Origin of the sequence: Stenotrophomonas sp. NPDC077421 (assembly GCF_049545505.1) — a bacterium.
In the GTDB taxonomy this organism is placed as follows: domain Bacteria; phylum Pseudomonadota; class Gammaproteobacteria; order Xanthomonadales; family Xanthomonadaceae; genus Stenotrophomonas; species Stenotrophomonas nematodicola.
The window spans coordinates 48,734-74,538 of the sequence record NZ_JBMWDP010000022.1 but is presented as its reverse complement, the minus strand read 5'-3'; the positions used below and the strand labels follow the sequence as shown (position 1 = coordinate 74,538).

At 70.3% G+C, this 25,805-nt stretch carries 6 protein-coding genes; all 6 read right to left on the bottom strand.

Annotation, left to right across the window (positions count from 1 at the left end; translation table 11 throughout):
- On the bottom strand, positions 1–2,991 hold a 2,991-nt coding region (locus tag ACPEH1_RS13040), incomplete at its 3' end, for an amino acid adenylation domain-containing protein (RefSeq protein WP_423715895.1).
- On the bottom strand, positions 2,988–14,096 hold the full coding sequence (locus ACPEH1_RS13035) for an amino acid adenylation domain-containing protein (RefSeq protein ID WP_423715894.1): 11,109 nt from the start codon (positions 14,094–14,096) through the stop codon (positions 2,988–2,990). The genes ACPEH1_RS13035 and ACPEH1_RS13040, both read right to left, overlap by 4 nt.
- 104 nt (positions 14,097–14,200) lie before the next feature.
- Positions 14,201–17,245, bottom strand: a complete 3,045-nt coding sequence (locus tag ACPEH1_RS13030) for an amino acid adenylation domain-containing protein (protein ID WP_423715893.1) — start codon at positions 17,243–17,245, stop codon at positions 14,201–14,203.
- A 1-nt stretch (position 17,246) separates the two neighbouring features.
- Positions 17,247–18,308, bottom strand: a complete 1,062-nt coding sequence (locus tag ACPEH1_RS13025; RefSeq protein WP_017357526.1) for a TauD/TfdA family dioxygenase — start codon at positions 18,306–18,308, stop codon at positions 17,247–17,249.
- Complete coding sequence (locus tag ACPEH1_RS13020) at positions 18,305–22,738, bottom strand: type I polyketide synthase (protein WP_423715892.1); 4,434 nt, start codon at positions 22,736–22,738, stop codon at positions 18,305–18,307. Before ACPEH1_RS13020 ends, ACPEH1_RS13025 begins: the two co-directional genes overlap by 4 nt.
- Entirely contained in the window at positions 22,731–25,793 is a 3,063-nt protein-coding gene (locus tag ACPEH1_RS13015; RefSeq protein ID WP_423715891.1) for a non-ribosomal peptide synthetase, read from the bottom strand. Before ACPEH1_RS13015 ends, ACPEH1_RS13020 begins: the two co-directional genes overlap by 8 nt.
- Positions 25,794–25,805: the final 12 nt, after the last annotated feature.

Here is a 25,805-nt window from a genome sequence, read left to right as displayed (position 1 = left end):
CGGCAGTCGCGTGGCCAGCTGCTCGCGCAGCGCCTCGGCCTGCACGGCGTCACCGGCCACATACCCATCCAGGCGATAGCCACCGGCCGCATCGGCCCGTGCCACCACCACCGCATCGCGTACGCCGGCACAGCCACGCAGGCCGATCTCGACCTCGCCCAGCTCGATGCGGAAGCCGCGCACCTTGACCTGGTGGTCGGCACGGCCCACGTAGTCCAGCTGTCCGTCGGCGCCGTAACGCACCAGGTCGCCGGTGCGGTACATGCGCGCGCCCGGTTCGCCGGCATGCGGATCCGGCACGAAGGCCAGCGCCGTCAGGGCCGGCTGGCCCACGTAACCGAGCGCGAGGTTGACGCCGCTGACATGCAGCTCGCCCAGCGTGCCGGGAAGAACCGGCTGCAGCGCTGCATCGAGTACCCGAAGCGCGCTGTTGGGCAGCGCCACGCCGATCGGCAGGATCCGGCTGTGCAGCAGATCCAGATCGCTGGAACTGCCTTCCCACCAGCTCGCCGATACCGTGGTTTCGGTCGGCCCGTAGGTGTTCAGCCACCGCACCGACGGGCGACACCGACGCCAGCGCTGCAGGCACTCGAAGGCCGGCGCTTCGCCACCGACGATCACCAGCCGAAGTGCCGGCAGCGCGGCACCGGCACCGTGCAGTGCATGGGTCCACAGGTGCCAGTACGCGGTCGGCAGATTGGCAATGGTGATCCGCTCGCGCGACAGATAGCCTTCGAAGGCCTCCACGTCCAGGCCCATCCGGTCGTCGTACAGAACCAGGGTCGCGCCGGCCAGCAAGGTCGGGAAGATTTCTTCCACGGCCATATCGAAACTGAAGGTGCTGAACTGCAGCGCCCTGTCCTGTGGCGAGAGCTCGAACAGCGCCGCCATCGCCTCGGCATGGTTGAGCAGTGCGTGATGCCCGATCCGCACGCCCTTGGGCCGCCCCGTCGAACCGGACGTGTAGATGACATAGGCCGACTGCAACGGATGCAGCGGAAGGTCGATGGCTGCGCCCGCCGCCGCGCCTTCCCACCAGGGTCCGTCCAGCCGCCACGTCGGCAGCCGCGCATCCGGGTGCAGCCCGGCGTGGGTCAGAAGCAGGACAGACCCACTGTCCTCGACGACGAACGCCGCGCGCTCCGCCGGCAGGGCCGGGTCCAGCGGGACATAGCACAGGCCTGCGCGCAGCACGGCCAGTGCCGCCGCGACCTGTTCGAGGCTGCGCTGGAAGCTCAGGGCGATGCAGGCACCCGGCGCCAGGCCCGCGGCGGCGAGGCGGGTGGCAAGGTGCGCGCTGCGGCGCTCCAGCTCGGCGTAGGTCCACTGGCCCGCCGGACCGTCCAGCGCCACCGCATCGGGGCATGCCGCTGCGCGCGCGCGGAAGCGGGCGACCACGTCGCCCTGCAGCAGGCGCCGCGGCCCCTCGCTGGCCTGCACGCGCTGCGCCACCCCCGCGGGCGACTGCAGCGGCAGATCCACCAGCGCGGTGGTTGGCGCCGCGACGGCCGCCTCCAGCAGGGTGTCGAATGCCTGGACCCATCCGGCGATGGTGTTCGCCTGGAACAGGTCGGTGTTGTATTCCAGCTGCGCGGAGAACGCGCTGCCACGCTGGACCATGTTCAACGTCAGGTCGAACTTGGCCACCGTGTGCGGGCTGCGCACCGGCTCCACGCGCAGTGCCGTGTCCCCGGGCGGGGGCTCGGCCGGATCGGCGCCGGCTTCCAGGTCGAACATGACCTGGAACAGCGGCGTCTGGCCCGGCCTCCGGCTCACCTGGAGCGCGTCCACAACCTGTTCAAAGGGGACATCCTGGTTGGCCTGCGCATCGGCCACGGTGCGGACGGCGCGGCGCAGCACGGCCTCGAACGGTTCGTGCATGTCCAGCGCGAAGCGCAGCGCCTGGGTATTGACGAAGTAACCGACCAATCCCGACAGTTCACGCCGCTCGCGACCCGCCAGGGGCACCCCGATGACAACGTCGTCCTGCCGCGCCAGCCGCGCCAGCAGGACCGCGAAGGCAGCGATCAGCACCACATACGGCGTACACCCGTGGGACCGCGCCAGCTGGATCACCGCCGGCCCCAGCGCGGCGGGAAGCGGATGCGCGCACAGGTCGCCCGCATAGGTCTGCAGCGGGCCGCGTTGGCTGTCGGTCGGCAGATCCAGCCCGTCCGGCGCACCGGCAAGATGACCGCGCCAGTAGTCCAGCTGGGCGGCCAACCGCGCGGCATCGACCTGCCCGCGCTGCCAGACGGCGAAGTCGCCGTACTGGACGGGAAGCACCGGCAGCACCGGCGGCGTCGCGGCCGCATGCGCGTGATACGCGTGGGTGAGTTCGCGCAGGAGAATGCCCGCCGACCAGCCATCGGCGACGATGTGATGCATGCGCAGCGACAGTACGTGCTCCTGCGCGCCCAAGGTGAACAGCACGGCCGAGAACAGCGGGCCGGCGGCAAGGTCGAACGGCAGCGCGGCATGCTGCGCGAGACGGTCATCCAGGTCCGCCGCGTCGATCGCGATGGCGTCGAACGGGCAGCCAGCGGACGCATCGACCACCTGCATCGGCTGGCCATCGATGGCAACGTAGCGACTGCGCAGGATGTCGTGGCGGTGGACCAGGGTATCCAGCGCCGATCCCATCGCCGCGATGTCGACGGCCCCGTACAACCGCAGGCCCATGTGGATCGCGTACGTCGCCCCGTCCGCACCCAGCTGGTCCAGCGTCCACAGCCGCTGCTGGGCGAACGACAGCGGCACCGGCCCGGAGCGATCCACCGGCACGATGGCCTCACCCGTGTCTGCGTCCCCGGCCGCGCTGCCGCCACCGCCAAGGGCAACGATCAGTTCCTGCTTGTGCGCGACCAGCTGCTCGCGCAGCACCGGCGGCAACGGGCCGCGCGGGGACTGGATGCGCAGGTTGCCGTCCTGCACGGTGAGCCGCGCATCCAGCTGGCGGAGCTGCTCCAGCAGGCTCGGGATGATCGTCATAGCAGGTCCTCGAACGTGGCTTCCGACGGAGCGGTCGCGTCCGCCGTGAGCCACTGCAGCGTATCGATGTGGCGCGCCAGGTCGGACAGGCGCGGATTGCGGTAGAGGTCCTCGATGCGGGCGCCCTGCCAGAGCGCATCTCGCACGTCCCGGATGACCTGCATGGCAGACAGCGAGTTGCCGCCAATGTCGAAGAAGTCGCTGTCGCGGCCAACGCTGCCGCCGATCACGGCCGACCAGATCCGGGCCAGGGTGCGTTCGGTGTCCGACGCCAGCGCGCCGGATGGCGCGTCGGCAACGGCGGGCTCCAGCGCAGCCAGCGCGACCCGATCCACCTTGCCATTGACGGTCAGGGGGAGCTGGGCGAGGAAGCTGAAACGGGCCGGCACCATGTAATCGGGCAGCGTGCTGCGAAGCGCCTGGCGCAGACGGTCGCGCAGCGACGCGGGCGTATCGGTGGACCCGGTCGCAATGCAGGCGTGCAGGCACGGCGTGCCCTGCCCGTCCACGGCGACCAGCACGGCCGCATCCAGCACGGCGTCAAGAGACAACAGGGCCGCCTCGACTTCGCCGGTTTCGACACGGAATCCACGGATCTTGACCTGGTGGTCGATGCGGCCGAGGAAGGTCAGGCAGCCGTCGGCGCGATGCCGGGCCAGGTCGCCGGTACGGTACAGGCGTGCCCCGGGGACGGTGGCCGCCGGATCAGGGCGGAAGGCGGCCGCGGTCAGGTCCGGCCGGCCCAGATAGCCCTGGCCAAGCCCGATGCCCCCCACCCACAGTTCACCGACAACACCCGGCACGACGTCATCGAGGTTGGCGTCGAGCACCCGGGCGTACGTCCCTTCGATGGGGTAGCCGATACCGGGCGATACCGCAGCGTCGCGAACGGCGGTACGCGTGGCGCAGATGCTGGCCTCGCTGGGACCGTAGGCGTTGTGGAACTGCCGCCCCGCCGACCAGCGCCGCACGATGTCCGCATCGCACGCTTCACCGGCCGAGACCAGCGTTCTGAGGTGGGGGAACTGGTCCGGCTGCAGGTGCCGCAGGACGGACGGCGGCAGCGTTGCCCAGGTCGGGCGGGCCCGCTGCAGGAACCGGTCGAATCCGTCGCCGAGCTGTTTGCCGGTATCGTCCACGACGTGCAGTTCGCCGCCGCAGGACAGCGCGATGGCGATCTCCCACAACGACGCATCAAAACCGGATGCCGCGAACTGCAGCAGACGGTCCTCCACGCCCAGTTCGAACGCGCGCGCCTGGCTCGCCGCCACGTTGCCCAGGCCGCGATGGGTCGACAGCGAGCCCTTCGGGTGGCCGGTCGAACCGGAGGTGTAGATGATGTAGGCCGGCGCATCGAGCGACGGCGTCGCGCATCCGGCCGCCCCGCCGGCACCGCTGATGCCGGTCAGGCCGTCGGGGGTCAGTACCGCCTGCCCGGCCAGCACCGCGGCACCGGCCTCGGCCGACGGACACACCACCCAACCCGGCGCGGCGTCCTGCAGGATCCAGCGCAGGCGTTCGGCCGGCTGGGCGGGGTCCAGCGGCAGATACACCGCCCCTGCCTTGAACAGACCGAGCATGACCGCGACCAGCTCGCGCCCGCGTGGCAGGTGGACGCCCACGATATCGCCGGGTCGTACACCCGCACCGAGCAGGTAGCCGCACCAGTCCGACGCGCGCGCATCCAGCGCAGCGTGGTCGATGCTGCCCTCCGCGTCGACCACGGCGGTCCGCCCACCATGCCGGGCGACGATGTCGGCATGCTGCTGCAGCAGCGAACGCGTCGGCAGCGCTGCCGACGCGGCCGCGCTCCATTGGCGGAGCGCGGCTGCCTGGTCGGCCAGCAGGGTCGGCAGGCGACCCAGCGGCGCATCGACGTGATCGACGATGCCCTGCAGTGCCTGCTCGAAGTGCTGGAGCATGGCGCGTGCCTGGCTGACCGGGTAGCGGGCCAGGTCATGGTTGAGGTTGACGACCAGACTATCGGCCGTCGGCACGATACACAGGCTCAGCGGATAGTTGGAGCGCTCCTGCGAGCCGAGCAGCGATGCCTGCAGGCTGTCCGACGTCGGGTCGGCATCGCCATCGCCGTTGGCCACCGGATAGTTCTCGAAGACCAGCAGTGACTCGAACAGCGGCGTATCCGCGCGGATGTCCGACAGGGCCTGGATGCGCGACAGCGGCAGGAACGCATGTTCGTCGCGCTGCACCTGCTGCGCGTGGCACTCGCGCAGCAGGTCGCCGACGCGCGCGTTCGCCGCCAGCCGGAACCGCGCGGGAACGGTGTTGATGAACACGCCCACGGACGCTTCGATATCGGCCATTTCCGGCGGTCGCCCGGCACCGGTGACACCGAACACCACGTCGTGGCGGCCGCTGTAGCGGGACACCACCCGCGCCCAGGCCAGTTGCAGCACGCTGCTCTGGGTCGTGCCCTGGCGGCGCGCCAGCGCGTCGATCGCCGCATGCAGCGCCGGCGATACGACCAGACGCTGGCACGCGCTGCCCAGCCCTTCGCTGGCGGCGCCCTGCAGGATGGTCGTTGCCTGGCTGAAGCCGTCCAGGTGGTCGCGCCAGTAGCGCTCCGCCGTCTCCACCGGTCGCTCGGCAAGCCACTGGACGTAGTCGCGGAACGGCCTGCCGGGCATTTCCGGCACAGCGTTGGCCTGGCCATCCGCCGCACGCGCGTACGCGGCGTGCACCCGCTCCAGCAGCAGCGGAATGGACCACCCGTCCAACAGCGCGTGATGGTAGGTCAGCAGGAGGCGATGTGCGTGATCGGGCATCTGCGCGATATGCAGGCGCAGCAGCGGCGCCACCGCGAAGTCGAAACCGACGGCGCGGTCGCGTGCCTGCAGTTGTTGCCACGCGGCCTCCGCATCGTTCTGCCGGGCGCGCCAGTCCAACCGCTGCACGGGCAGCGCCGGGGCGGGCTGGACCACCTGCAGCAGGCGGCTGTCGGCAAGCTGCACGAACGCGGTGCGCAGGATCGCGTGACCGGCCAGCACCCGCTGCCAGGCCGCCACCAGCCGGTCGACATCCAGCGCGTCCGGCAGGCTGAAATCCATCTGGATCAGGTAGGTCCCCCCGTCCGGATCAAGCAGGGAATGGTGGATCAGGCCCTGCTGCAGCGGCGTGGCCGGGTAGATGTCCTCCACCCCCTCGGGGTACGCCTCCAGCACGCCGTCCAGGGTGACCTGATCGAGCCCTGCCAGCGGGTAGTCCGAGGGCGTCCGGCCCCAGCGTCCGGGGCTGCTGCAATGCGCGATGATCGCGCGCAGGCTGACCATGAAGGCATCGGCCAGCGCCTCGATGGCCGCACGGTCGTGGATGTTCTCCGAGTACGTCCAGTTCACTCCGAAGCGTCGACCGGTGACGGCTGCGGTGATGTCCAGCAGGTGCGCGCGGTCCTGTCCCGGCGCATGCAGCGCGCCGGTCGGCGCGTCTGCCGGACGCAGCCAGCGGTCCGCGCTGGCGGGTGTACCGGCGTCGAACTGGCCCAGGTAGTTGAACCCGATGTCGGCATGTGCCCCGGAGCGCGGCAGACGTTCCGCGCCTGCGGCGGGGTGGCGCAGCATCCCGAACCCGATGCCCTTGCCGGGAATGCGCCGCAGCTGTTCCTTCACTGCCTTGAGGTCGGCCGCCAGGTCGGCGCCGTGCTCCAGCACCAGGCTGACCGGATACATCGAGGTGAACCATCCGACGGTGCGGGACAGGTCGACGTCGTCGAACAGGTCCTCACGGCCGTGCCCTTCCAGGGTCAGCGCGATGCTGTGCTGGCCGGTCCACGCACGAAGCGCGTGGGCAAGCGCGAGCAGCAGGACGTCGTTGATTTCGGTCTGATACGCGGCCGGCACCGTGCGCAGCAGCCGCTCGGTTTCCCCGGCATCCAGCGCCACGCTGATGTTGCGCGCCGAGCGGACGTCATTGACGCCGTCCCGCTGCCGGGGCAGCGCAGGCGCGGCGGTGTCCAGCACCGACTGCCAGTAGCTGCGTTCGGCGTTCCAGCGTCCCGCACGCAGGTCGCCCAGCAACCGTTGGGTCCAGTAGGGGTACGCGGTGGTTTTTGCCGGGAACACGGCCGAGCTGCCCTGTGCCACGGCGGCGCAGGCGGTTTCGAGGTCTTCGATCAGCACGCGCCAGGACACGGCGTCCACGACAAGATGGTGCGCCACCAGCAGCAGGCGGGCAGGCCCGCCATCGCAGTGGACCCATGCGCCGGCCATGACCCGGCCCTGGGCCGGCTGCAGCGAGGCCTGGAGCGCGTCCGCCGTTGCCAGCCACTGCGCATCCCCCTGCGGACTGCCCGGGGGATCGATGACCACCTCCTCGAGGACAGGCTCGCTGTCGGCCGTCCCGATCCATTGCCGCGTTGCGTCACCGTCGGGTACCAGGCTGGCCCGCAGCATGTCGTGGTGTGCCATCACCAGGCCAAGCGCCTGGCGCAGCCGTGCGGCGTCGAGGTCGGGCCGCACGTCGAACACGACCGCCTGATTCCAGTGCTGCCAATGCGCCAGGGCCTGATCGACAAACCAGTGCTGCACCGGCGAGACCTCGACCGTGCCGGTGACCGGCCCCTGCTCGCAGTGCATCGCCTGCGTGTCGGTCCGACGGATGCACGCTGCCAAGGCCGCGGGCGTCTGGCGTTCGAACAGCAGGCGGGGCGTGAGGTCGTAACCCAGCCGCCGCATGCGGGCGACCACCTGGATACCCAGAATGGAGTCGCCTCCCAGCGCATAGAACCCGGCATGGCGGTCGTCCACCGCGCAGCCCAGCACCCCGCTCCACACCTCGGCGATCAGTGCTTCGGTGCCCGGCCGCGGCGGCGCCACCGCAGTCGCCGCGGCCGCCTCCCCGCTCGCCACGCCGAGGGCAGGCAACGCCTTGCGGTCGATCTTGCCGTTCGGCGTCATCGGCAGGGCCGGCAGCAGCACCACGCGCGACGGCACCATGAATTCCGGCAACCGGGCGCGCAATGCTGCCAGCAGGCTGGCTTCGGACACGCCGTCGCCGTCCACCTGCGCATACGCCACGAGCCGACGCTGTGCATCGGCCGGGTCGTCGGCCAGGACCGCGCTTGCCTGGACCCCGGGCAGCATCGCCAGTGCGTGCTCGATCTCGCCCAGCTCGATCCGGAACCCGCGCAGCTTGACCTGGTGATCGCTGCGCCCCAGGTACTCCAGTTCGCCCGAGGGCAGGAACCGGACGATGTCGCCGGTGCGGTACATGCGCCCACCCGCTCCTGCGCCCGCCGGACAGGGCAGGAAACGCTCGGCGGTCATCGCCGCGCGGTCGTGATACCCGCGCGCAAGCCCGGCCCCGCTCAGGTAGAGCTCGCCGATGGCGCCCGGCGGGACGCTGTTCAGCGCGCTGTCGAGCACATGCGCCTGCGTGCCCGGAAGCGGTACGCCGATGCTGGGCTTGCAGCCCGTGCCCGCCGGCACGCGGGCGGCGGTGGAATAGGTGGTGTCCTCGGAAGGACCATACAGATTGAACACGGCCTGCACGCCGGGATGGGCGTAGGCCTTGTCGACCAGCGGACGCGGCAGCGGCTCGCCGGCGACGTTGATGATATCCACGCGCGGCAGACGTCCCGCCTCCAGGATCGCACCGAGCGCCGACGGCACGGTGTTGACCAGGGTCAATGCACCGACATCGGTATGAACGAGGTCCAGGATGGTGTCCACCAGCACCACGCAGCCGCCGCAGGACAGCGGCGCGAACAGCTCGAACACCGACAGGTCGAAGCAGATCGACGTGCTGGCGAGGGTGCGCTGCAGCCCCGTCGCCGTGAAGGTCTGCACGGCCCAGTCCAGCATGGCCGCCGTCGCCCCGCGCGTAATGGCGACGCCCTTCGGCACGCCGGTGGAACCGGACGTATAGATCAGATGGTTGAGCCCGGCAGCGTGGCGCGTCATGGCCGGCATATCGGTAGCGGCGTGCGCCAGAAGCCCGGTTGCCGTCACGTCCATGACCGCCGGCACGCACGCCGCCAGCGCCGCATCCGTGCCGGGCGTTGCCAGCAGGAGGGCCGGCGCTGCGTCACGGGCGATGTACTGCAACCGCTCGATCGGGTAGCCCGGATCCATCGGGACGTAGGCTGCACCGGTCCGCAGGATGGCCAGCAACGCGATCACCAGGCCGGCGTCGCGCTGCATGCACACCGCAACCCGGTCACCGTCGCCGATGCCGCGCTCACGGAGCTGGCGGGCCAGGTGCGACACGGCCGCGTCCAACTGCCCGTACGACACCTGCACGCCTGCCGCTTCGATGGCGACCACCGCCGGCGTGAGCCGGGCCTGGCGCTGCACGCGCACGTCCACCGATACCGGGGCCGCCGGCAGCGTGCCGACCTCGGCCACGCCCTGCAGCCAGTCTCGGTCCATCGGGTCCAGCCACGCCGCCGCGTCGTGGGCCTGCCCCGGACACGCCAGCATGGCCTCGAGCACGGCCCGGTAACAGCGGCCCGCGCGCTCCACATCCAGACGTGACAGACGGTGCGGATCGAACTGCAGGTCCAGCCCCACCATGCCGCTTCCGGGGTCCTCGCGGAACCCGCACATCAGCGCGAAGCTGTTGCGCTGGAACTGTTCACGCTGCTCCACCTCGAACCCCTGCGGCAGGGCATCGTCCATCTGGCGCAGCACGTGGAAGCTGATGAAATTGAAGGCGACCTCGAACAACGGCTCCCCCCTGTTCATCCGCTGCAGTTCGGACAACGGGAAACGCCGGTTGGCCAGCAATCCCTGCTCGGCAGCGAAGGTTCCGGCCAGCAGCTGACGCCAGCTCGCGCCACCCGGCAGCGACATCCGCAGCGGAAGGGTGTTGAGGAACAGTCCCAGGCAGCGATCACCGTCCTCGTGCTCGAGGCGGCCATTGGACACCACGCCACTGACCACGTCCTGCTGCGTTCCCAGCATCGACAGCACTTTCATGTGCACAGCCAGCAGCACCGTCCGCAGGGGCACGCCGGCGTCGCGCGCCAGCGCACGCAGCCGATCGGCGTGACCGTCGGGCAAGGCGACCTCGCAACGGAACCCGGCGGTGGCGGCAGTGTCGGCCGCACCGGCGGTGCGTGGCAGCGCCAGGAACGGGGCGCTGTCCAGCACGCCGGCCCAGTATGCGCGCGTGTCCGGGTCTGCCAGGGCAGCACCCTCGGCCGCCACGAAATCGCGGTACTGGCTGTGCAGCGGCGTCGATGCGACGGGCGCGCCGCGGCGCAGGCGGAAGTAGGTGTCGAACAGCTCGGTAAAGAACGAGGCCACGCTCCACCCATCCAGAATGGCGTGATGGTCCACCCAGGTGATCTGGAACGCGTCCGGGGCCGTGAGCTGGATGAAGATCCGGTACAGCGGTGCCTGCTCCAGGTCGAACGGCGTCTGCTTCTGCGCCGCGATCAGCGCGTCGATGGCGACCGCCTGCGCTGCCGCGCTCGATCCACGCAGATCGATGCAGTCGAAGGCCACCCCGACATCGGCATGCACCCGCTGCAGCGGACGGCCGGTGCCGTCCATGCTGAAGGAGGTGCGCAGGATGGGATGCCGCGAGGCGACGGCCGCCAGCGCCGCCTGGAAGGTCGCCACGTCCATTGGACAACCGCGCACTGCCAGGCTGGAAACGTTGTGGTAGTGGCCCTGTCCCGGGTCGAGCAGCGAATGGTGGATCATGCCGGCCTGCAGTGCGGCAAGCGGGTACGCATCGACGACGTCGCCCGGCAGTGCCACGCGCTCATCGGCCTCCAGCAGCGCGAATGCAGCCAGCGTCGGCGTCAGCGGGCCGGCAGATGCATCGAACGTGGCCAGCCGGGCCAGGGCCGCCACGGTCTGCGCCGCGAACAACTGCGCCACACTGAAGGTGATGCCCCTGGCCCGGGCCTGCGCAATGAGGCGGATGCTGCGGATCGAATCGCCGCCGAGAGCAAAGTAGTTGTCGTCCACGCCGATGTCGTCACGACCGAGTGCCGTCTGCCAGACGGCCAGCAACGCGGCCTCGGCGGCGTCGCGCGGCGCGGCCGCGCCACGTCGATCCGCCACGGCGAGTGCCGGAGGTGGCAGCATCGCCACGTCGATCTTGCCATTGGCGGTGAGCGGGAACCGCGCGAGCGGCATGAATACCGTCGGCACCATGTGCTCGGGCAGGCGGGCCAGCAACGCCTCGCGCAACGCGGACGCGTCCTGCAGCGCGACCGCCGGATCCGGCACGATGTAGGCGACCAGACGCTTGCCGATGTCGGACACGTCGCGCAGCTGCACCAGTGCGTTGGCGACGCCGGGCAGCGCCGCCACGGCATGTTCCACCTCGCCCAGCTCGATCCGGAAGCCACGCAGCTTGACCTGCGCGTCGCGTCTCCCCACGTACTCCAGCTGCCCGTCGTTGCCGATGCGGGCCAGATCACCGGTGCGGTACAGGCGTGCGCCGCCTGCACCGAACGGATCGGGCACGAAGCGCTGCGCGGTCAGGGCCGGCTGGCCGAGGTAGCACTGCGCGAGGCCTGCGCCGCCGACATGCAGTTCGCCGAGCACGCCGGTCGGTACCGGCTGCAGGTCGGCATCCAGCAGGTGCAGGCTGAGGTCGGGGATCGGGTCACCGATCAGACTGCGCGGCTGACGGGTATCGTCCTGGACAATCTCCCGGTAGGTCACGTGCACCGTCGTCTCGGTGATGCCGTACATGTTGACCAGGCGCGGCCCCGCGCCATGACGCCGGGCAAACCACGGCGCCAGCGCAGGCAGCGTGAGCGCCTCGCCGCCGAACACCACCCAGCGCAGCGCCAGCGCCTGCCGCTGCGCCTCGCCAGCGGCATCATCGGCTTCGGCAAGCTGCAGGAAGGCCGACGGTGTCTGATTGAGGACCGTGATCTGCTGATCGACCAGCAAGGCATGGAATGCGTGTGGATCGCGGCTGACAAGGTACGGGACGATGACCAGGCGGCCGCCATGCAGCAGGGCTCCCCAGATCTCCCACACCGAGAAATCGAACGCGCTGGAGTGGAACAGCGTCCAGGCATCGTCCGGCCCGAAACCGAACCAGGGTGCGGTCGCGTCGAACAGGCGCAGCACGTTGCCGTGCGGAATCACGCTGCCTTTTGGCAGTCCCGTCGAGCCGGAGGTGTAGATCACATAGGCCGGGTCCTGAGCACGCAGCGCGACCCGCGGACGCTCGCGGCGGGAGGCGCCGTGGCTGGCCGCCATGTCCAGCACCCGGGGCGCGAGCGGGTTGCCGTCATTGACGCGCGCGTACTGCGCCTGCTCGGTGGCACCCACCAGGCTGGCGGCCACGGCGGCATCACGAAGAATATGCCGCAGGCGCTCGATCGGCCCGTTGGGATCGACCGGAACATAGCAGGCCCCGGCCTTGCACACGGCCAGCATTGCCACGATCAGATCGACCGAGCGGTCGATGAACAGCGCGACGCGATCGCCACGCCCGATACCGTGCCCGGCAAGCAGCGCCGCCACCGCATTGGCACGCGCATCGAGGTCCGCGTAGGCGATGCTCTCATCGCCGCAGGTGATCGCGATCGCGCCGGGATGTGCATCGCACATGGCCTCGAACCGGCTCGCGATATCCCCCTCTTCCACTGCCGGCGCGGGCGATGCCACGGGCCGGAGGGCTGCCGGTGCCGGCGTCAACGGGATCTGTTCCAGCACCGTCGACGGCGCATCGATCGCCTGGCCGAGCACATGCTGCAGGCACGCCACCATGCGATCGGCGGTGCTGGCGTCGAACAGGTCGGTGTTGTACTGCAACCCGCCGCTGATCCCCTCACGCTCCTCCACGAGGGTGAAGGTCAGATCGAACTTCGCCTGTCCGCTGTCGCGATAGATGTCCTCGAAACGCAGCCCGGGCAGGTCGAGAGAAGCGGTAACCGCTCCCTGCCAGACGAACATCGTCTGGAACAGCGGGGTATACGCCGGCGTGCGCTCCACCTGCAGGCTGTCCAGGATGCGCTCGAACGGTGCATCCTGGTGCTCGAAGGCATCAAGCACGGTGCGGCGCGTCGCGGCCAGGTGATCGGCGAACGTGGTCGCGGCGGGAATCCGCGTGCGCAGCACCAGGGTGTTGGCGAAGAAGCCCAGCGTATGCTCGAACTCGCCGTGGTTGCGATTGGCGATCATCGTGCCCACCGCCACGTCGTCCTGGCTGGACAGGCGACCGAGTACGGCGGTCAGTGCGGCCAGCACGATCATGTACGGGCTGTAGCCGCTGCGACTGCTGAATGCGGCGAGCCGCTGGCTCAGGTCCGCCCCGAAGCGGATCGGACAGGTCGCACCGCGCGAGCTGCGCTGCAGCGGGCGGGGACGATCCAGCGGAAGATCGAGCAGCGGCGGCATGCCCTCAAGGGCCTGGGTCCAATACGCCAGTTGGGCATCCCACTGCCCGCTCTGCAGCTGGCGACGCTGCCAACGCGCGAAGTCGCGGTACTGCCGCGCCGGAGGCGGCAGTGCGAGGGGGCGCTGCTCCAGGCCGGCCGTGTACAGCGCGGCCAGTTCGCGGACCATCACCGCCGATGACCAGCCGTCGAACACCAGGTGGTGGACGTTGGTCAACAGGAGGTGGTCGTCCTCGGCGAACCGATGCAGTTCGAAACGGTGCAGCGGGCCCTGGCGCAGCGCGAAGCGCACCTGGTCCTGCTGCTGGTACAGCGCGGCGACGCGTGCGTCGCGCTCGTCCACCGGCGTCGGCGCGGCATGGACCGCCAGGCCGCAACCGGGACCCGGATCGATGATCTGCGCGGCCTCGCCGTCGACCACCTCGATACGCGTGCGCAAGGCTTCGTGGCGCGCCACCAAGGTGGCGAATGCGCTTTGGAAGGTGGGCACGTCCATGCGACCGTGGATGCGGAACGCGGTGGAGATGTTGTAGGTGCCGTCCTGCCCGCCCAGCTCATCGAGGAACCACAGACGCTGCTGCTGGAACGACAACGGAATCGGCGCGGCCTGCTCTTCCGCAAGCGCCTGCAGGATCTGCGCCTTGCGTTCCTTCAGCTCGCTGGCCAGCGCGGGCGTGATGACCCCCTTTGCCGCGCTGATCCGCAGTTGATCCCCATGCGCGGCCAGTTCCAGGCCCTTCGCGCGCAACTGCTCAATGTACGTCCTGTTCATCGTTGATCCTGCGTCCGTTTGCCGGCATGGCCCGCGCCTGCCCCATGCCGCGCGCGTCCTGCCTTGTCAGTCCTTCCGCGGCGCATGGCCGCGGATCGCGTCACTCACAGCTCCAGCACATCCAGTGCCGGGCCTGCGTCGGCGGTCTCCTCGATCAGCGCCTGCAGCTGCACCGCCATCGCCGACAGCTCGGGGTGGTCGAAGATCAGCTTGATCCGTGCCTCCACGTCGAACGCGTCGCGGATGCGCGAGATCAACTGCATGGCCAGCAGCGAGTGGCCACCGCGTTTGAAGAAGTTGTCGTTGCGGCCGATGCCCTCCACGCCGAGCAGCGCCTCCCACAGCGCGGCCAACCGGGTCTCGATGCCGGGTTCCGGCGCGACATGCACCGACGTTGCCCGCAGCTGATCGGGATCGGGCAGCGCGCCGCGATCAATCTTGCCGTTGGCGGTCCGCGGCAGCGCGTCCATCTGCAGGTAGTCCTGCGGCAGCATGTGCGACGGCAGCCGGTGCCGCATGTGGTCGTGCAGCTGCAGAACGTCGGCCGCCGCATCTGCGTGCGCGCTCCAGTAGGCGATCAGCACCTGCTCGCCGGCCTGGCCTCGTGCGACAACCGCGCACTGGGCCACGGCGGGATGCTGCGCAAGCTGCGACTCCACCTCGCCCAGTTCGATGCGGTGTCCGCGGATCTTGACCTGCGCGTCGATCCGGCCCACGTAGTCCAGGCGCCCGTCCGCCAGGGCGCGCGCAAGGTCGCCGCTGCGGTAGAGGCGTGCACCGGGGCCGGTGCCGAACGGATCGGGTAGATAGCGCTCGGCGGTGGCGTCGGCGCGGCCGGCGTAGCCGCGTGCCACGCCCGCGCCCCCGATGTGGACTTCGCCGACCACCCCCACCGGGACCGCGTCGCCGTGGCCGTCCAGCAGGTAGATCCGGGTGCCCGCCGTCGGAGCCCCGATGCCCACACGAGGTCCCCCAGCACCCAGATCCTCGACCGTGCACCACACGGCGGTCTCGGTGGGTCCGTACTCATTGAACAATGCGGTGGCCGGAAGCAGCGCGCGGTGACGCTCCACCAGCGCCGGCGGACATGCCTCGCCGGCAACGATCACGGTGCGCAGGCTGGTCAGGGTGGCCGGATCGCCCGACGACAGCAGCGTGGCGTACAGGGACGGCACCATCAGGGTGTGGGTGATCTGGCGGGCGCGGACCAGCTCGGACAGGCAGGTGATGTCGTGGACGACCTCGGGGGTGGTCATGACCAGTGTGCCGCCGGACCCGAGGGTCCAGAAGATGCCGGCAATGGAGCTGTCGAACGAGAACGATGACAGCAGCAGGAAGCACTGCGGCGGATCGCGATAGCCCAGCCCGCGTGCCGCGGTGGACGCGAGGATGGCGGCGTGCGGCACGCAGACGCCCTTTGGCTGTCCGGTGGAACCGGACGTATAGATCATGTACGCGGCGGTCTCCGGATGCAGGTCCGCATCCACGCCGGGATGACCGGCGGGGGTCTGCATGGCGTCACCGAACACCAGCGATGTCACCGGCAGGCCGTCGCACAGGTCCGCCTGCGCCTGGCGGTCATCGACGATCAGCCACGCGGCGCCGGCATCGGCGAGCATGTAGCGCAGTCGCGCCTGCGGGTAGGCAACATCGAGTGGCAGGTAGGTTGCCCCGCAGCGCAGTACCGCCAGGATCGCGACAATCATGTCGAGCGGATTGGCCAGGCAGACGCCGACCCGGCGCTCCGGCCCGGCCCCCAGCGCGGCCAGGTGCGCGGCCAGCTGCGCACTGCGGCGCTCCAGGTCGCCATACGTGAGCTGCTGCGATTCCCGGACCAGTGCGACACGCGCCGGCGATTGCGCCGCTGCGTGCAGGAACAGGCCAGCCAGACCCCGCCGGTCGGCGGCGACGGGCGGCAGCAGCGGCCCGTGCAGGACGGCACTGGCGGCGGTGCCCGCCGCGCGCCCCGACAGCGCGGCCACCGGCGTCTCCAGGTCCGACGTGCACACCGCGTCCAGCGCGTCCAGGAACTGTTCGCCCAGCACGGCAGCATCCGCATCCCCGTACTGCCCGCGGTCGTACTGGATCATGAGCTGCAGACGGTCGCCGAACTGCTCGCAGACAAGGTCCAGCGCGCCCTCGCTGTCGGCCGGGTGCGACGCGACCAGGTGCACGGGGTCTACCGGTGCGGCCACATGTACGCGATGGAGGAAGCCGGCCAGGCCACCCGATGCCGCCGGCGCGAAGGCCACGCTGGCAGCGGCGGCGGCGACCGTCGCCTCCAGTTGCGCCAGGGCCTGGCCAAGCGCGTGGGAAGGATCGACCTCGACACCGACGGCGACACGCTGGCTGTAGGGCCCGATCGCCTCGTCCAGCTCGGTGACGCGCGACGGGGCTTCAAGGTCGACGTGGACCAGGGTGTCGCCCTGGTGCCGGCGCAGGACCTGCAGCCAGGCAAACAGCAGGCGCGCCCTCGCGCCACCCGGCTGCGCCGGAGACAGTACCTGCGTGGCCAGCGCGGCGGGGACGGTCAACGCGACGCGGCCACGTTCGCGCCCTGCGCCTGCTGCCGGACGGGCGAACGGCAGGATCCGCTGCAGGTGGACGTCGGCATGGCGTTCGGCCCGGGCGGGCCACTGTTGCTGTTGCCACTCGGCGTAGTCGGCGTGCTGGACGATGGCGTCCTCGCGTGCATCGGTATCGCCGGCGAGTTCACGCTGCAGATGACGCGCGAAGACCGCCAGCGACACGGCGTCGAACTGCAGGTCGGTGCCGCGCAGCAGCAGATGGTCGCCCTGCGCGTGGGTGGACGCGATGGCCTCCAGCGTCCCGACGGCAAGGGGAGCGCGCGCGACCAGCAGCGCCAGGTCGTCCGCGAGGTTTCCCGTGGAGGGCAGCCAGTCGATCCGTGCCTGCGGCAGGACCACCTGAAGCGACTCGCTGAAGCCCTGCACGACCGGATAGCCGGTCCGCAGGATTTCATGGCGGTCGACCACCGCGCTTACCGCCGCCTGCAGGCGCGCGGGATCCAGCCCGGCGCCCAGCGCCCAGGCATGCACGCCGATGCGCCCGGCATGATCGGCCGGGCGTGCTGCCAGGCGGGTCCGCTGTTGCTCCGAAAGGCTGTACCCGGTGTGTTCGTCCTGCATGTCACGTCCCCTCAGTAGTCGTTTCAATGGCCATGCCGCGCTGCGCCTGGGCCATGCCCGTCAGCACCCTCCTCTGCCCCTGGAAAGGCTCCCGACCGTGCACGACGAGCATGTTGTCCAACCAGACAACGTCGCCGGCCTGCCAGTCGAACCGGGTCATCTCGCGTCGATAGATGTCGCGCAGACACGTCAGGTGGTCCGGATCGATATCACCGCCGTCCCCGTGGAAGGTATTGGTCGGCATGTCATGTGCGGGGAAGGTGCGCATCAGCTCCTCGCCGATGCTCGGCGGCAGGGTGCTGACGTTGAAGAAGGTGGCGTGATTGAACCAGAGCCGCTCGCCGGTCTGCGGGTGCGGCACCATCGCGTTGCCGATCTGGCGCGTCATCAGTCGATCGCCGGACTTCCACACGGTCTCGATGCCGACGCCTGCGCAATAGCGCTCGACCTCGGCACGGTCATCGGTCTGGAACACGGTCGGCCAGGGCAATCCGAAGCCATCGCCATAATTGCGGACGTACAGGATCTGACGTCGCTCGAACGCCTCCACGATGTGCGGCGGAATCGCCGCGGTGATCCGGCGGGTCGATCCAAACGGCGTGGCGCCACCCGTGGACGACGGGAGGGCGCAATGAAAGTAGAGGTGAAGCGGATAGACCGGCGAGTAGGAATGCTCGTTGTGCGGGAAAATCCACTGGTCGCTGGGATAGTCGGTGGACGTATAGATGTTGCCGGCCACGGTGGTGCGCGGCGAGGCGCGGAACCGGTACTCCAGCGACGCGCCCGACCCGGCGACGATGCATTGTTCGAAGGCGGCACTGGTGCCGACCGCGAAGCCACGGAACAGCAGTGCGCCGTGTTCAAGCAGCAGGGCGGCCAGTTCCTCGCGGTTGGCCTGTATCCACTCGCCGAGGACCTGCCCGGGCGACTGGGCGGTGAACACCAGCGGCAGGCCGGACTGCGCGTGCATCACCGACCGTGTCACGCGCCCGGCACCCGACACGCTCATCCCACGCCGGCGCGTGCCGCGCAACCCGCTGGCCGCGTCCTGTTCCATCGTCATGCCTCACTCCTGTCAGCCTGGGCGGCAACCTTGCCGCTGATTGGTCGTCGCTTGACCATGCCGATTCTGCCGGCGGCCAGTCGTTCATCGTGTTCCCGGCGTGCCTGGTCGGCCGCATGCAGTTCGGCCAGCAGCGCATCGACCGGCACCCCGGTCTGCTCCACCAGCCGCTGCAGCAGCAGGCACAGCTTGTCCAGCCAGCGCTCACCCGCGTCGGCGTCGAACAGCAGCCGGTTGTACTCGATGCGCAGCCCCGCCCCGGCGTCGTTGCTCCAACCGGTCACCACCATGTCCAGCTCGGCCGACTCGCGCGCATGCGGCCAGGCGAGCACCTGCACGCCGGGCAGCTGCAGCGGTGGCACGGGCGCGTTCTGCAGCACCAGTTTGTGCTGGAACAGCGGCGCGAAACGGCGGTCGCGGGGCAGGTCCAGCGCGGCCACGACCTGGTCGAAGGGCACGTCCTGGTTGGAGTGGCCGTCGATCGCTAGCGCCTGGACGCGCGCCAGGTACGCGTCCACCTGTTCGCCGGGCTGCAACCGCACGCGCAGCGCGAGCAGGTTGACGAAGAAGCCGATCATGCCTTCCATCTCGGGACGGGTGCGGTTGGCGACATCGGTGCCGATCATGATGTCCCCCACGCCGCTTTCCTGCGCCAGCAGCAGCGCATAGGCCGCCAGGTACAGCGAGAAGCGGGTGGTCCGGCGCTGACGCACGAACCCGACGATGGCCGATTCCAGCGATGCATCGAGCTGGCGCGTCACCACTCTGCCGTCGAAACTGCGTTCAACGCTGCGGCGTGCCGGATCGGCGATGCTGGCGTGCGTCTGCGCCCCCGCCAGTGTCTGCGTCCAGTACGCCAGCTGCCCGCTGGCCATCGCCTGCCACTGCGGCGACCGCTGCCAGGCGGCCACATCGATCGCGTCCGGCGAGCGTACGCCAGGGGCCGGGCCGTCGGCCGCGCCGATGCTGCGCAGGTAGTGCGCCTGCAGATCGGCGATCAGCACGCCCATCGACCAGCTGTCACCCACGATATGGTGCAGCGCGACCGCCAGCACCAGGTCGTCTTCGCCCAGAGAGACCAGCAGGACGCGGATCAACCCACCCTGCTCCAGATCGAACGGCCGGGCGGCGAAGTCGCCCAGGATCCGATCGACCTCCCCGGCCTGCAGCGGCCCCTGCGCGACCGTGACCCGTTCGATGTCGACCGTGGCTGCCGGCAGCACGCGCTGCCAGGGACGGCCGTCCTCTTCGAAGAATGCCGTGCGCAGCGGAGCATGATCAGCGACCAGCGCTTCGAAGGCGGCGCACAGGGCAGCGTGATCGACGCGTCCGCTCAGGCGCGCGGTGGTCAGGATGGTGTTGGCGCCTGCACCTCCCTCATGGCGTTCAAAGAACCACATCCGCTGCTGGGCGGCGGACAGCGCCACCTTGCGGGTGCGTTGTGCGGCGTCCAGTGGTGACACGTCCGGCAGCGGCGTCGCGGCCGGCGCCGGCGATGCCTGTCGCGCCCGCTCCACCACGTCGCCCAGCGTGGGGGCGGACAGGAACTGGTCCAGCGTGATGCGGCTGCCCGTGGCGGCACGCAGATGCGCGATCAGTTGGGTCGCCACCAGGGAATCGCCACCGAGATCGAAGAAGTTGTCCGCCGGGCCCGCCTGCGCGCGCCCGAGCCGCTCGGCGCAGAGGGTGAGCAGCAGCGAGGCCAGTGCATCACCGGACACCGGTGCCGTCTCGTGCCGTGGCTGCGCAGCGGCCTGCGTGGACGGTACCACCGCCGCCTTCGGTGGCGCAGCCATGCCTGGGCGTTCGACCCAGTGGCGACGCCGTTGGTACGGATAGGTCGGCAGCGGGACACGGCGGCGCTCACCTGCGGGAGGCACGTTCCAGACCACACCGGCACCGTGACACCAGAGCTGCGCGTGGGCGCGCGCCATCGCCGCGGCCTCGTCGCCAACGGCTGCTGGATGCCCGAGGGTGGACAGTGCGACCGCGGCGTGCGCGCCGTCGGCCAGCGAGTGCCGTACGAGCGAGGTCAGCCCCTGGCCAGGGCCGACTTCGAGCAGCAGGTCGCTGCCACCGGCCAGCAGCGTGCGTACGGCGCGGTCGAACCGGACCGGGCTGCGCAGGTGGTCCACCCAGTAGTCGGACCGGGCGCAGTGCCCGGCATCGACCCAGTCGCCGGTGACGTTGGAGACGAACGGACGCACTGCCGGGCGCATCCGTACCGAGTCCAGCACCGCCCGGAATGCAGGGACGGCACTTTCCACGAGGGGCGAGTGGAAGGCGTGCGAGGTCACCAGGCGGCGTCGCGCGATGGTGGATGCCAGCTGCGTGTCGAGCGCGTCGATGTCTGCGGCGGTGCCTGCCACCACGCAGTGTCCTGGCGCGTTGTAGGCCGCAATGGTCACGCCCTGCGGCAACAGCGGCGCAAGCGCGTCGGCGGGAAGCGCGACGCTGAGCATGGCCCCCTGCGGCGTTTCCTGCATGACGCGCCCACGCGCCACGACCAGCGTCAGGGCGTCCGCCAGGTCGAAGACCCCGGCCAGGGTGGCGGCGACATACTCGCCCAGGCTGTGCCCGAGCATCGCATCGGCCTCCAGACCCCGGGCCTGCCATGCCTTGGCAAGCGCATGGCTGACCAGGAAGATGGCCGGTTGCGCCACCTCGGTCTGGCGCAGGCATTCGGCCGCCGCCCCATCGCCCGGCTGCAGCAACAGCGCGCGCAGGTCGTGCGGAAGCAGGCGCCGCAGGAGCTGTTCGCCGGCATCGAACGCGTCACGGAAGGCCGGATCGGCGGCATGCAGCGCCGCCGCCATGCCTGGATACTGGCTGCCCTGGCCAGGGAACAGCATGGCCACCCGCGCGCCAGGCTGCGCCACACGCGTCCCGGCATCCGGCCGCCGCAGGGCCTCAACGGCGTCCTCCAGCGTCCGCGCGACGACCGCGCGCCGCAGCGGCAACATCCGCCGCCCCTGCTGCAGGGTATGGGCCACGTCGCACAGCGCCAGGCCGGCGTTGGCCTGCAGATGGGCCGCCAACGCGGCGCTCGACTGCGCCAACGCCACCTCATCCAGCGCCGACACGGGCAGCACGTGGATGCCGCCCTCCCGCCCCGGCGCGCGCGGCGGCGCCTGCTCCAGCACGGCATGGACGTTGGTACCGCCGATGCCGAAGGAACTGATGCCGGCACGGCGCGGCCGCGCCCGCGTTGGCCAGGGCGCAGGGTTGGCTGCAATCCGGAACCGCGATCCGCTCAGCTGCAGCGCCGGGTTCGGGGTGACGAAGCCCACCTGCGGGGGAATCAGCCCATGCGCCAGCGACAGCGACGCCTTGATCAGTCCGGCAACGCCGGAGGCGGCATTGAGGTGCCCGATGTTGGCCTTCAGCGAGCCAAGGTGGCACGGCTGCGTTCCACCCGCGCCGTAGGTCGCATGCAGCGCGTCCAGTTCGATCGGGTCGCCCAGCCGGGTGCCGGTGCCATGCGCTTCGATGTAGTCCACCTCGGCCGGATCGACCGCCGACACCAGCAGCGCCTCGCGGATGACCCGTGCCTGCCCTTCCGGGCTCGGCGCGGTGAAGCCGATCTTGCCGCGGCCGTCATTGTTCATCGCCGAGCCACGGATCACCGCGTGGATGTGGTCGCCATCGGCGATCGCGTCCTCCAGGCGCTTGAGCACCACCATGCCGACACCGCTGCCGGGCAGCGTGCCGGCCGCGGCGGCGTCGAACGGACGGCAATGCCCGTCCGGCGAAAGGATGCCGCCTTCGTTGTAGGCGTAGCCGCTGGTCTGCGTTGCCAGGATGGACGCCGCCCCGGCCAGGGCCATGTCGGTCTCGTACTGAAGCAGGCTGCGGCAGGCCAGGTGGACCGCCGCCAGCGAGGACGAGCAGCCGCAGTTGACGTTGAGGCTGGGGCCGCGCAGCCCGAGGGTGTAGGAGACAAAGGTGGGCGCGAAGTCCTTCTCGTTGTGCAGGTACAGCGGGTGCACGCCCACCCTGTGCACTATGTCCGGCGAGGCCAGCAGATGCTGGTACAGATACCCGCTGGTGCCCACGCTGGCGTAGATGGCAATCAACCCCGGATAGGTGGCGGCCACGTAGCCGGCATCCTGCAGGGCGGTTTCCGAGCACTCCAGCAGCGCCTTGTGCTGCGGGTCCTTCAGCTGGGCGTCGCCCGGGGTGATACCGAAGTAGGCCTCGTCGAAGTCTTCGACGGCCGCCATCACCGCCGCACGACGGACATAGCCGGGGCGTGCTGCCGTGGCTGCATCCACGCCGGCCGCCTGCAGCGCAGCGGCGTCCAGATCGACGATGCACTCCCGACCGTCACGGATCGCCGCCCAGAACGTGTCGGTATCGGGCGCGCCCGGGAACCGTCCGGCCATCCCGATGATGGCCACGGCCTGCGCCGGCACAGAGGTATCAGCCATCGGTACGTACCTCGCGTTGGCGCTGCAGCGCCGCGCGCGCCTTCTCCGCACGGCGGGCCATGTCGTGCTCGGCCGTCGAAGCGCCCTGCCCCGTCGCCGGTGCCGACGATGCGTCGTAGAAGCGCGCCTGGGCGGCGATGGTGGTGGCCTGGAACAGGGTCACGATCGGCATCTCCCTGCCAAATGCGGCGTCCAGCCGTGCCTTCAGCTGCACCAGCAGCAGCGAGTGGCCGCCACAGTCGAAGAAATTGTCTTCCACGCTGACCTCGTCCACGCCAAGCAGCGCGGTCCAGATCGCGGCGATGTCGTGCTCCCGCGACGTGCGCGGCGCAACCACGGCGCGGCCGCTGCCTCGCTGGCGGCTGGCAGGCGGCAGCGCGCGCCGGTCCACCTTGCCGTTGGCGGTCACCGGCAACTGCTGCATCCACACCAGCGCCGACGGCACCATGTGGGCGGGCAGGCACGTGTGCAGCTGCGCTAGCAGCGCCGCATCGCCGGGACGCACCGCACCGGTGGGCACCAGATACGCCGCCAGCCACGCGTCCGCGCCGGCCTCCTGGGCAACCACCACGGCGGCGCCGACGCCGGGCAGACGGCCGAGCACCGCCGCCACCTCGCCCGGTTCAACGCGATGGCCGCGGATCTTGACCTGGTCATCGGCGCGACCGAGCAGCTGCAGCGCGCCGTTCGGCCAATAGCGGGCACGGTCACCGGACCGGTACATGCGCGTACCGGGAGCATCCTCGCCGGACACCGGCTCGGGCAGGAACCGTTCGGCGGTCAGGTCCGGCCGGGACAGATAGCCCTGCGCCACGCCGGCACCGGCGATGTACAGCTCACCGATCACGCCGACCGGACAGGGCTGCAGCTGTGCGTCGAGCACATGCAGCCGCAGGTGTCCCAGCGCTCGGCCGATGGGCAGGCCGGCATGATGCGGTGCGCCTTGCGCCTCATGGGTCGCCACGCCGATCGTGGTCTCGGTCGGGCCGTAGTGGTTGACGACCCGCAGGTCGGGCCGACGCTCGCGCAGGCGCGCCAGCAGGGCCGGTGCCGCCGCCTCGCCCCCCAGCACCAGGCACTGCCGCGGCAGCACGGCCTCGCCCCCCGGCACCTCCAGCAGCGCGGCCAGATGGGATGGGACGATCTTGAGACAGTCCACCGGATGTTGGGCCAGATGCAGGCTCAGTCGAGCCGGGTCGAGCACGGTGTCGGACGGCACGATGTCGAAACAGCGCCCGGTGAGCAGCGCGCCATACAGCGCCGTGTAGCCGAGGTCGGCGGTCCACGTGGAAAGCGCGCTCAGCGACGCCGACGCCTCCAGCCCCAGACGCTGCTCGATGGCCTGTACGTAGTGGCATACCGCCTGGTGGCTGACTTCCACGCCCTTCGGTCGGCCGGTGGAACCGGACGTATAGATCACATAGGCGATCTGCAGGGGATCGACCGCTATCCGCGACGGGCGCACCGCCGCTTCGGCCCGCGCTGGCAACCGCGTGACATCCAGCGTCGCCATGCCGTCCAGCGACGCCCAGCGGTCCGTCGCGCCGGCATGCACCAGCACGCGCGGCGAGGCTTCGGCAAGGATGTCGGCAAGCCGCTGCGTCGGTGCGTCCGGGTCCAGCGGTACGTAGGCAACGCCACAGCGGAGCGCGGCCAGCATCGCCGCGATGCACGCCGCGTCGCGCGGCAGCACCAGCGCGATCCGATCACCGTGCCGTACGCCGAGGTCGAGCAGCGCATCGGCGATGCGGCCCACCTGGTGATCCAGCGCCGCGTAATCCAGGACCGTCTGCCCGGACCGGACCGCCGGCGCATGTGGGAACCCTGCCACACATGCATCGAACAGGGCATCGGCACTGACCGGACGCGCCGGGGTGACCGCAGGCCCGCACAGCGGGGTGTACCCCGCCAGCGGCGCCTGCAGCAGCGCGCTGCGCATCTGCTCTGCCAGCACGTCGATATCGGCCGCACTGAAGCAGCGGGCATCGAACACGAATTCAAGCATCCACGCGCCCGCGTCGATGCCCGCCCGCAGCACCAGCTGACCCGGCATGATGGCCAGCCCGCTGTCGCCGCGCCACCGCGCACCGCCGTTGCCGCCGCTCGTGCGCCACTGATATCCGTGCACAGGCAAAGGCAGGGCCGGATCGAAATACTCCTGATGCCGCCGCGCCTGCGCGAGCGCGTCCGCCATACGCGCCGCGCTGTCGGCCGCCGTCAGGCCGCAGGTATCGCAGCGCAGCGGAATCGCGCGGGCGACAGGCCCGATCACCGTGGCAAGTTCGTCAAACCTGCGGCCGTGATCGAACAGCGTCAGGTCCAATGCGCCCACGCCGCACCATCGGGAGAGCACGCCGTGCCAGGCGAGCAGAGCCTGCAGTTCCGGTTCGACCGGACCGGTCACGCCGCTCTCCACCCGGTAGTTCCGCCGCGCCGGGGTGACGCTGGACGAGGCGGCATGGCGCGCGAACGGCAGCCGTGCCGCGTGCGCGGCGTCTGCGTTGAGCGAGGACCAGAACGCGCGCCCGGCTTCGGCGACCGGGCTTTCCAGGACGTCGTGCATCCACTCGGCGATATCGATGTACTGCGTGTCGGCCACGAACGGCTCGGACGCGGCCAACGCCTGCGCGAGCAGTGCCAGCGCGGCGTCATCGGCGATCCAGGTGGGCGCGCGCAGCAGCAGGTGCCGAGGGCCGGTCGCTGCGTCCAGCAGCGCCACCGCCAGGTTCGCCTGCCGGCTCGCGCTGCAGTCCAGCCAGGCGTCGACCAGCGTGTCGACGTCCGCCTCCGTCGCCAGCCTGCCTGCGACCACATGGCAGCGCGCCGTTTCGCGGACGTACTGCACCGGTTCGCGCAGCCCATCCACCTGGACAAGTTCGACCCGCAGGATTTCCAGCTCGGCAGCCAGCCGCTGCAGCCGCGCTGCCAGTGCATCCGGCGTCAGCGGCGCATCCAGAGCGAACACTGCGGCGCTGTACCCCGTTCCCGTGCCGCGTCCCTGCCATGCATGGCGCTGCAGGGGTGACAGACGATATCCGACATCAGTTTCCAGCATGGTTTTCCTTCA

Coding starts and splice junctions, on each gene's coding strand:
- ACPEH1_RS13035 (WP_423715894.1), bottom strand. CDS start 14,096: ATGAACAGGACGTACATTGAGCAGTTGCGCGCGAAGGGCCTGGAACTG.
- ACPEH1_RS13030 (WP_423715893.1), bottom strand. CDS start 17,245: ATGCAGGACGAACACACCGGGTACAGCCTTTCGGAGCAACAGCGGACC.
- ACPEH1_RS13025 (WP_017357526.1), bottom strand. CDS start 18,308: ATGACGATGGAACAGGACGCGGCCAGCGGGTTGCGCGGCACGCGCCGG.
- ACPEH1_RS13020 (WP_423715892.1), bottom strand. CDS start 22,738: ATGGCTGATACCTCTGTGCCGGCGCAGGCCGTGGCCATCATCGGGATG.
- ACPEH1_RS13015 (WP_423715891.1), bottom strand. CDS start 25,793: ATGCTGGAAACTGATGTCGGATATCGTCTGTCACCCCTGCAGCGCCAT.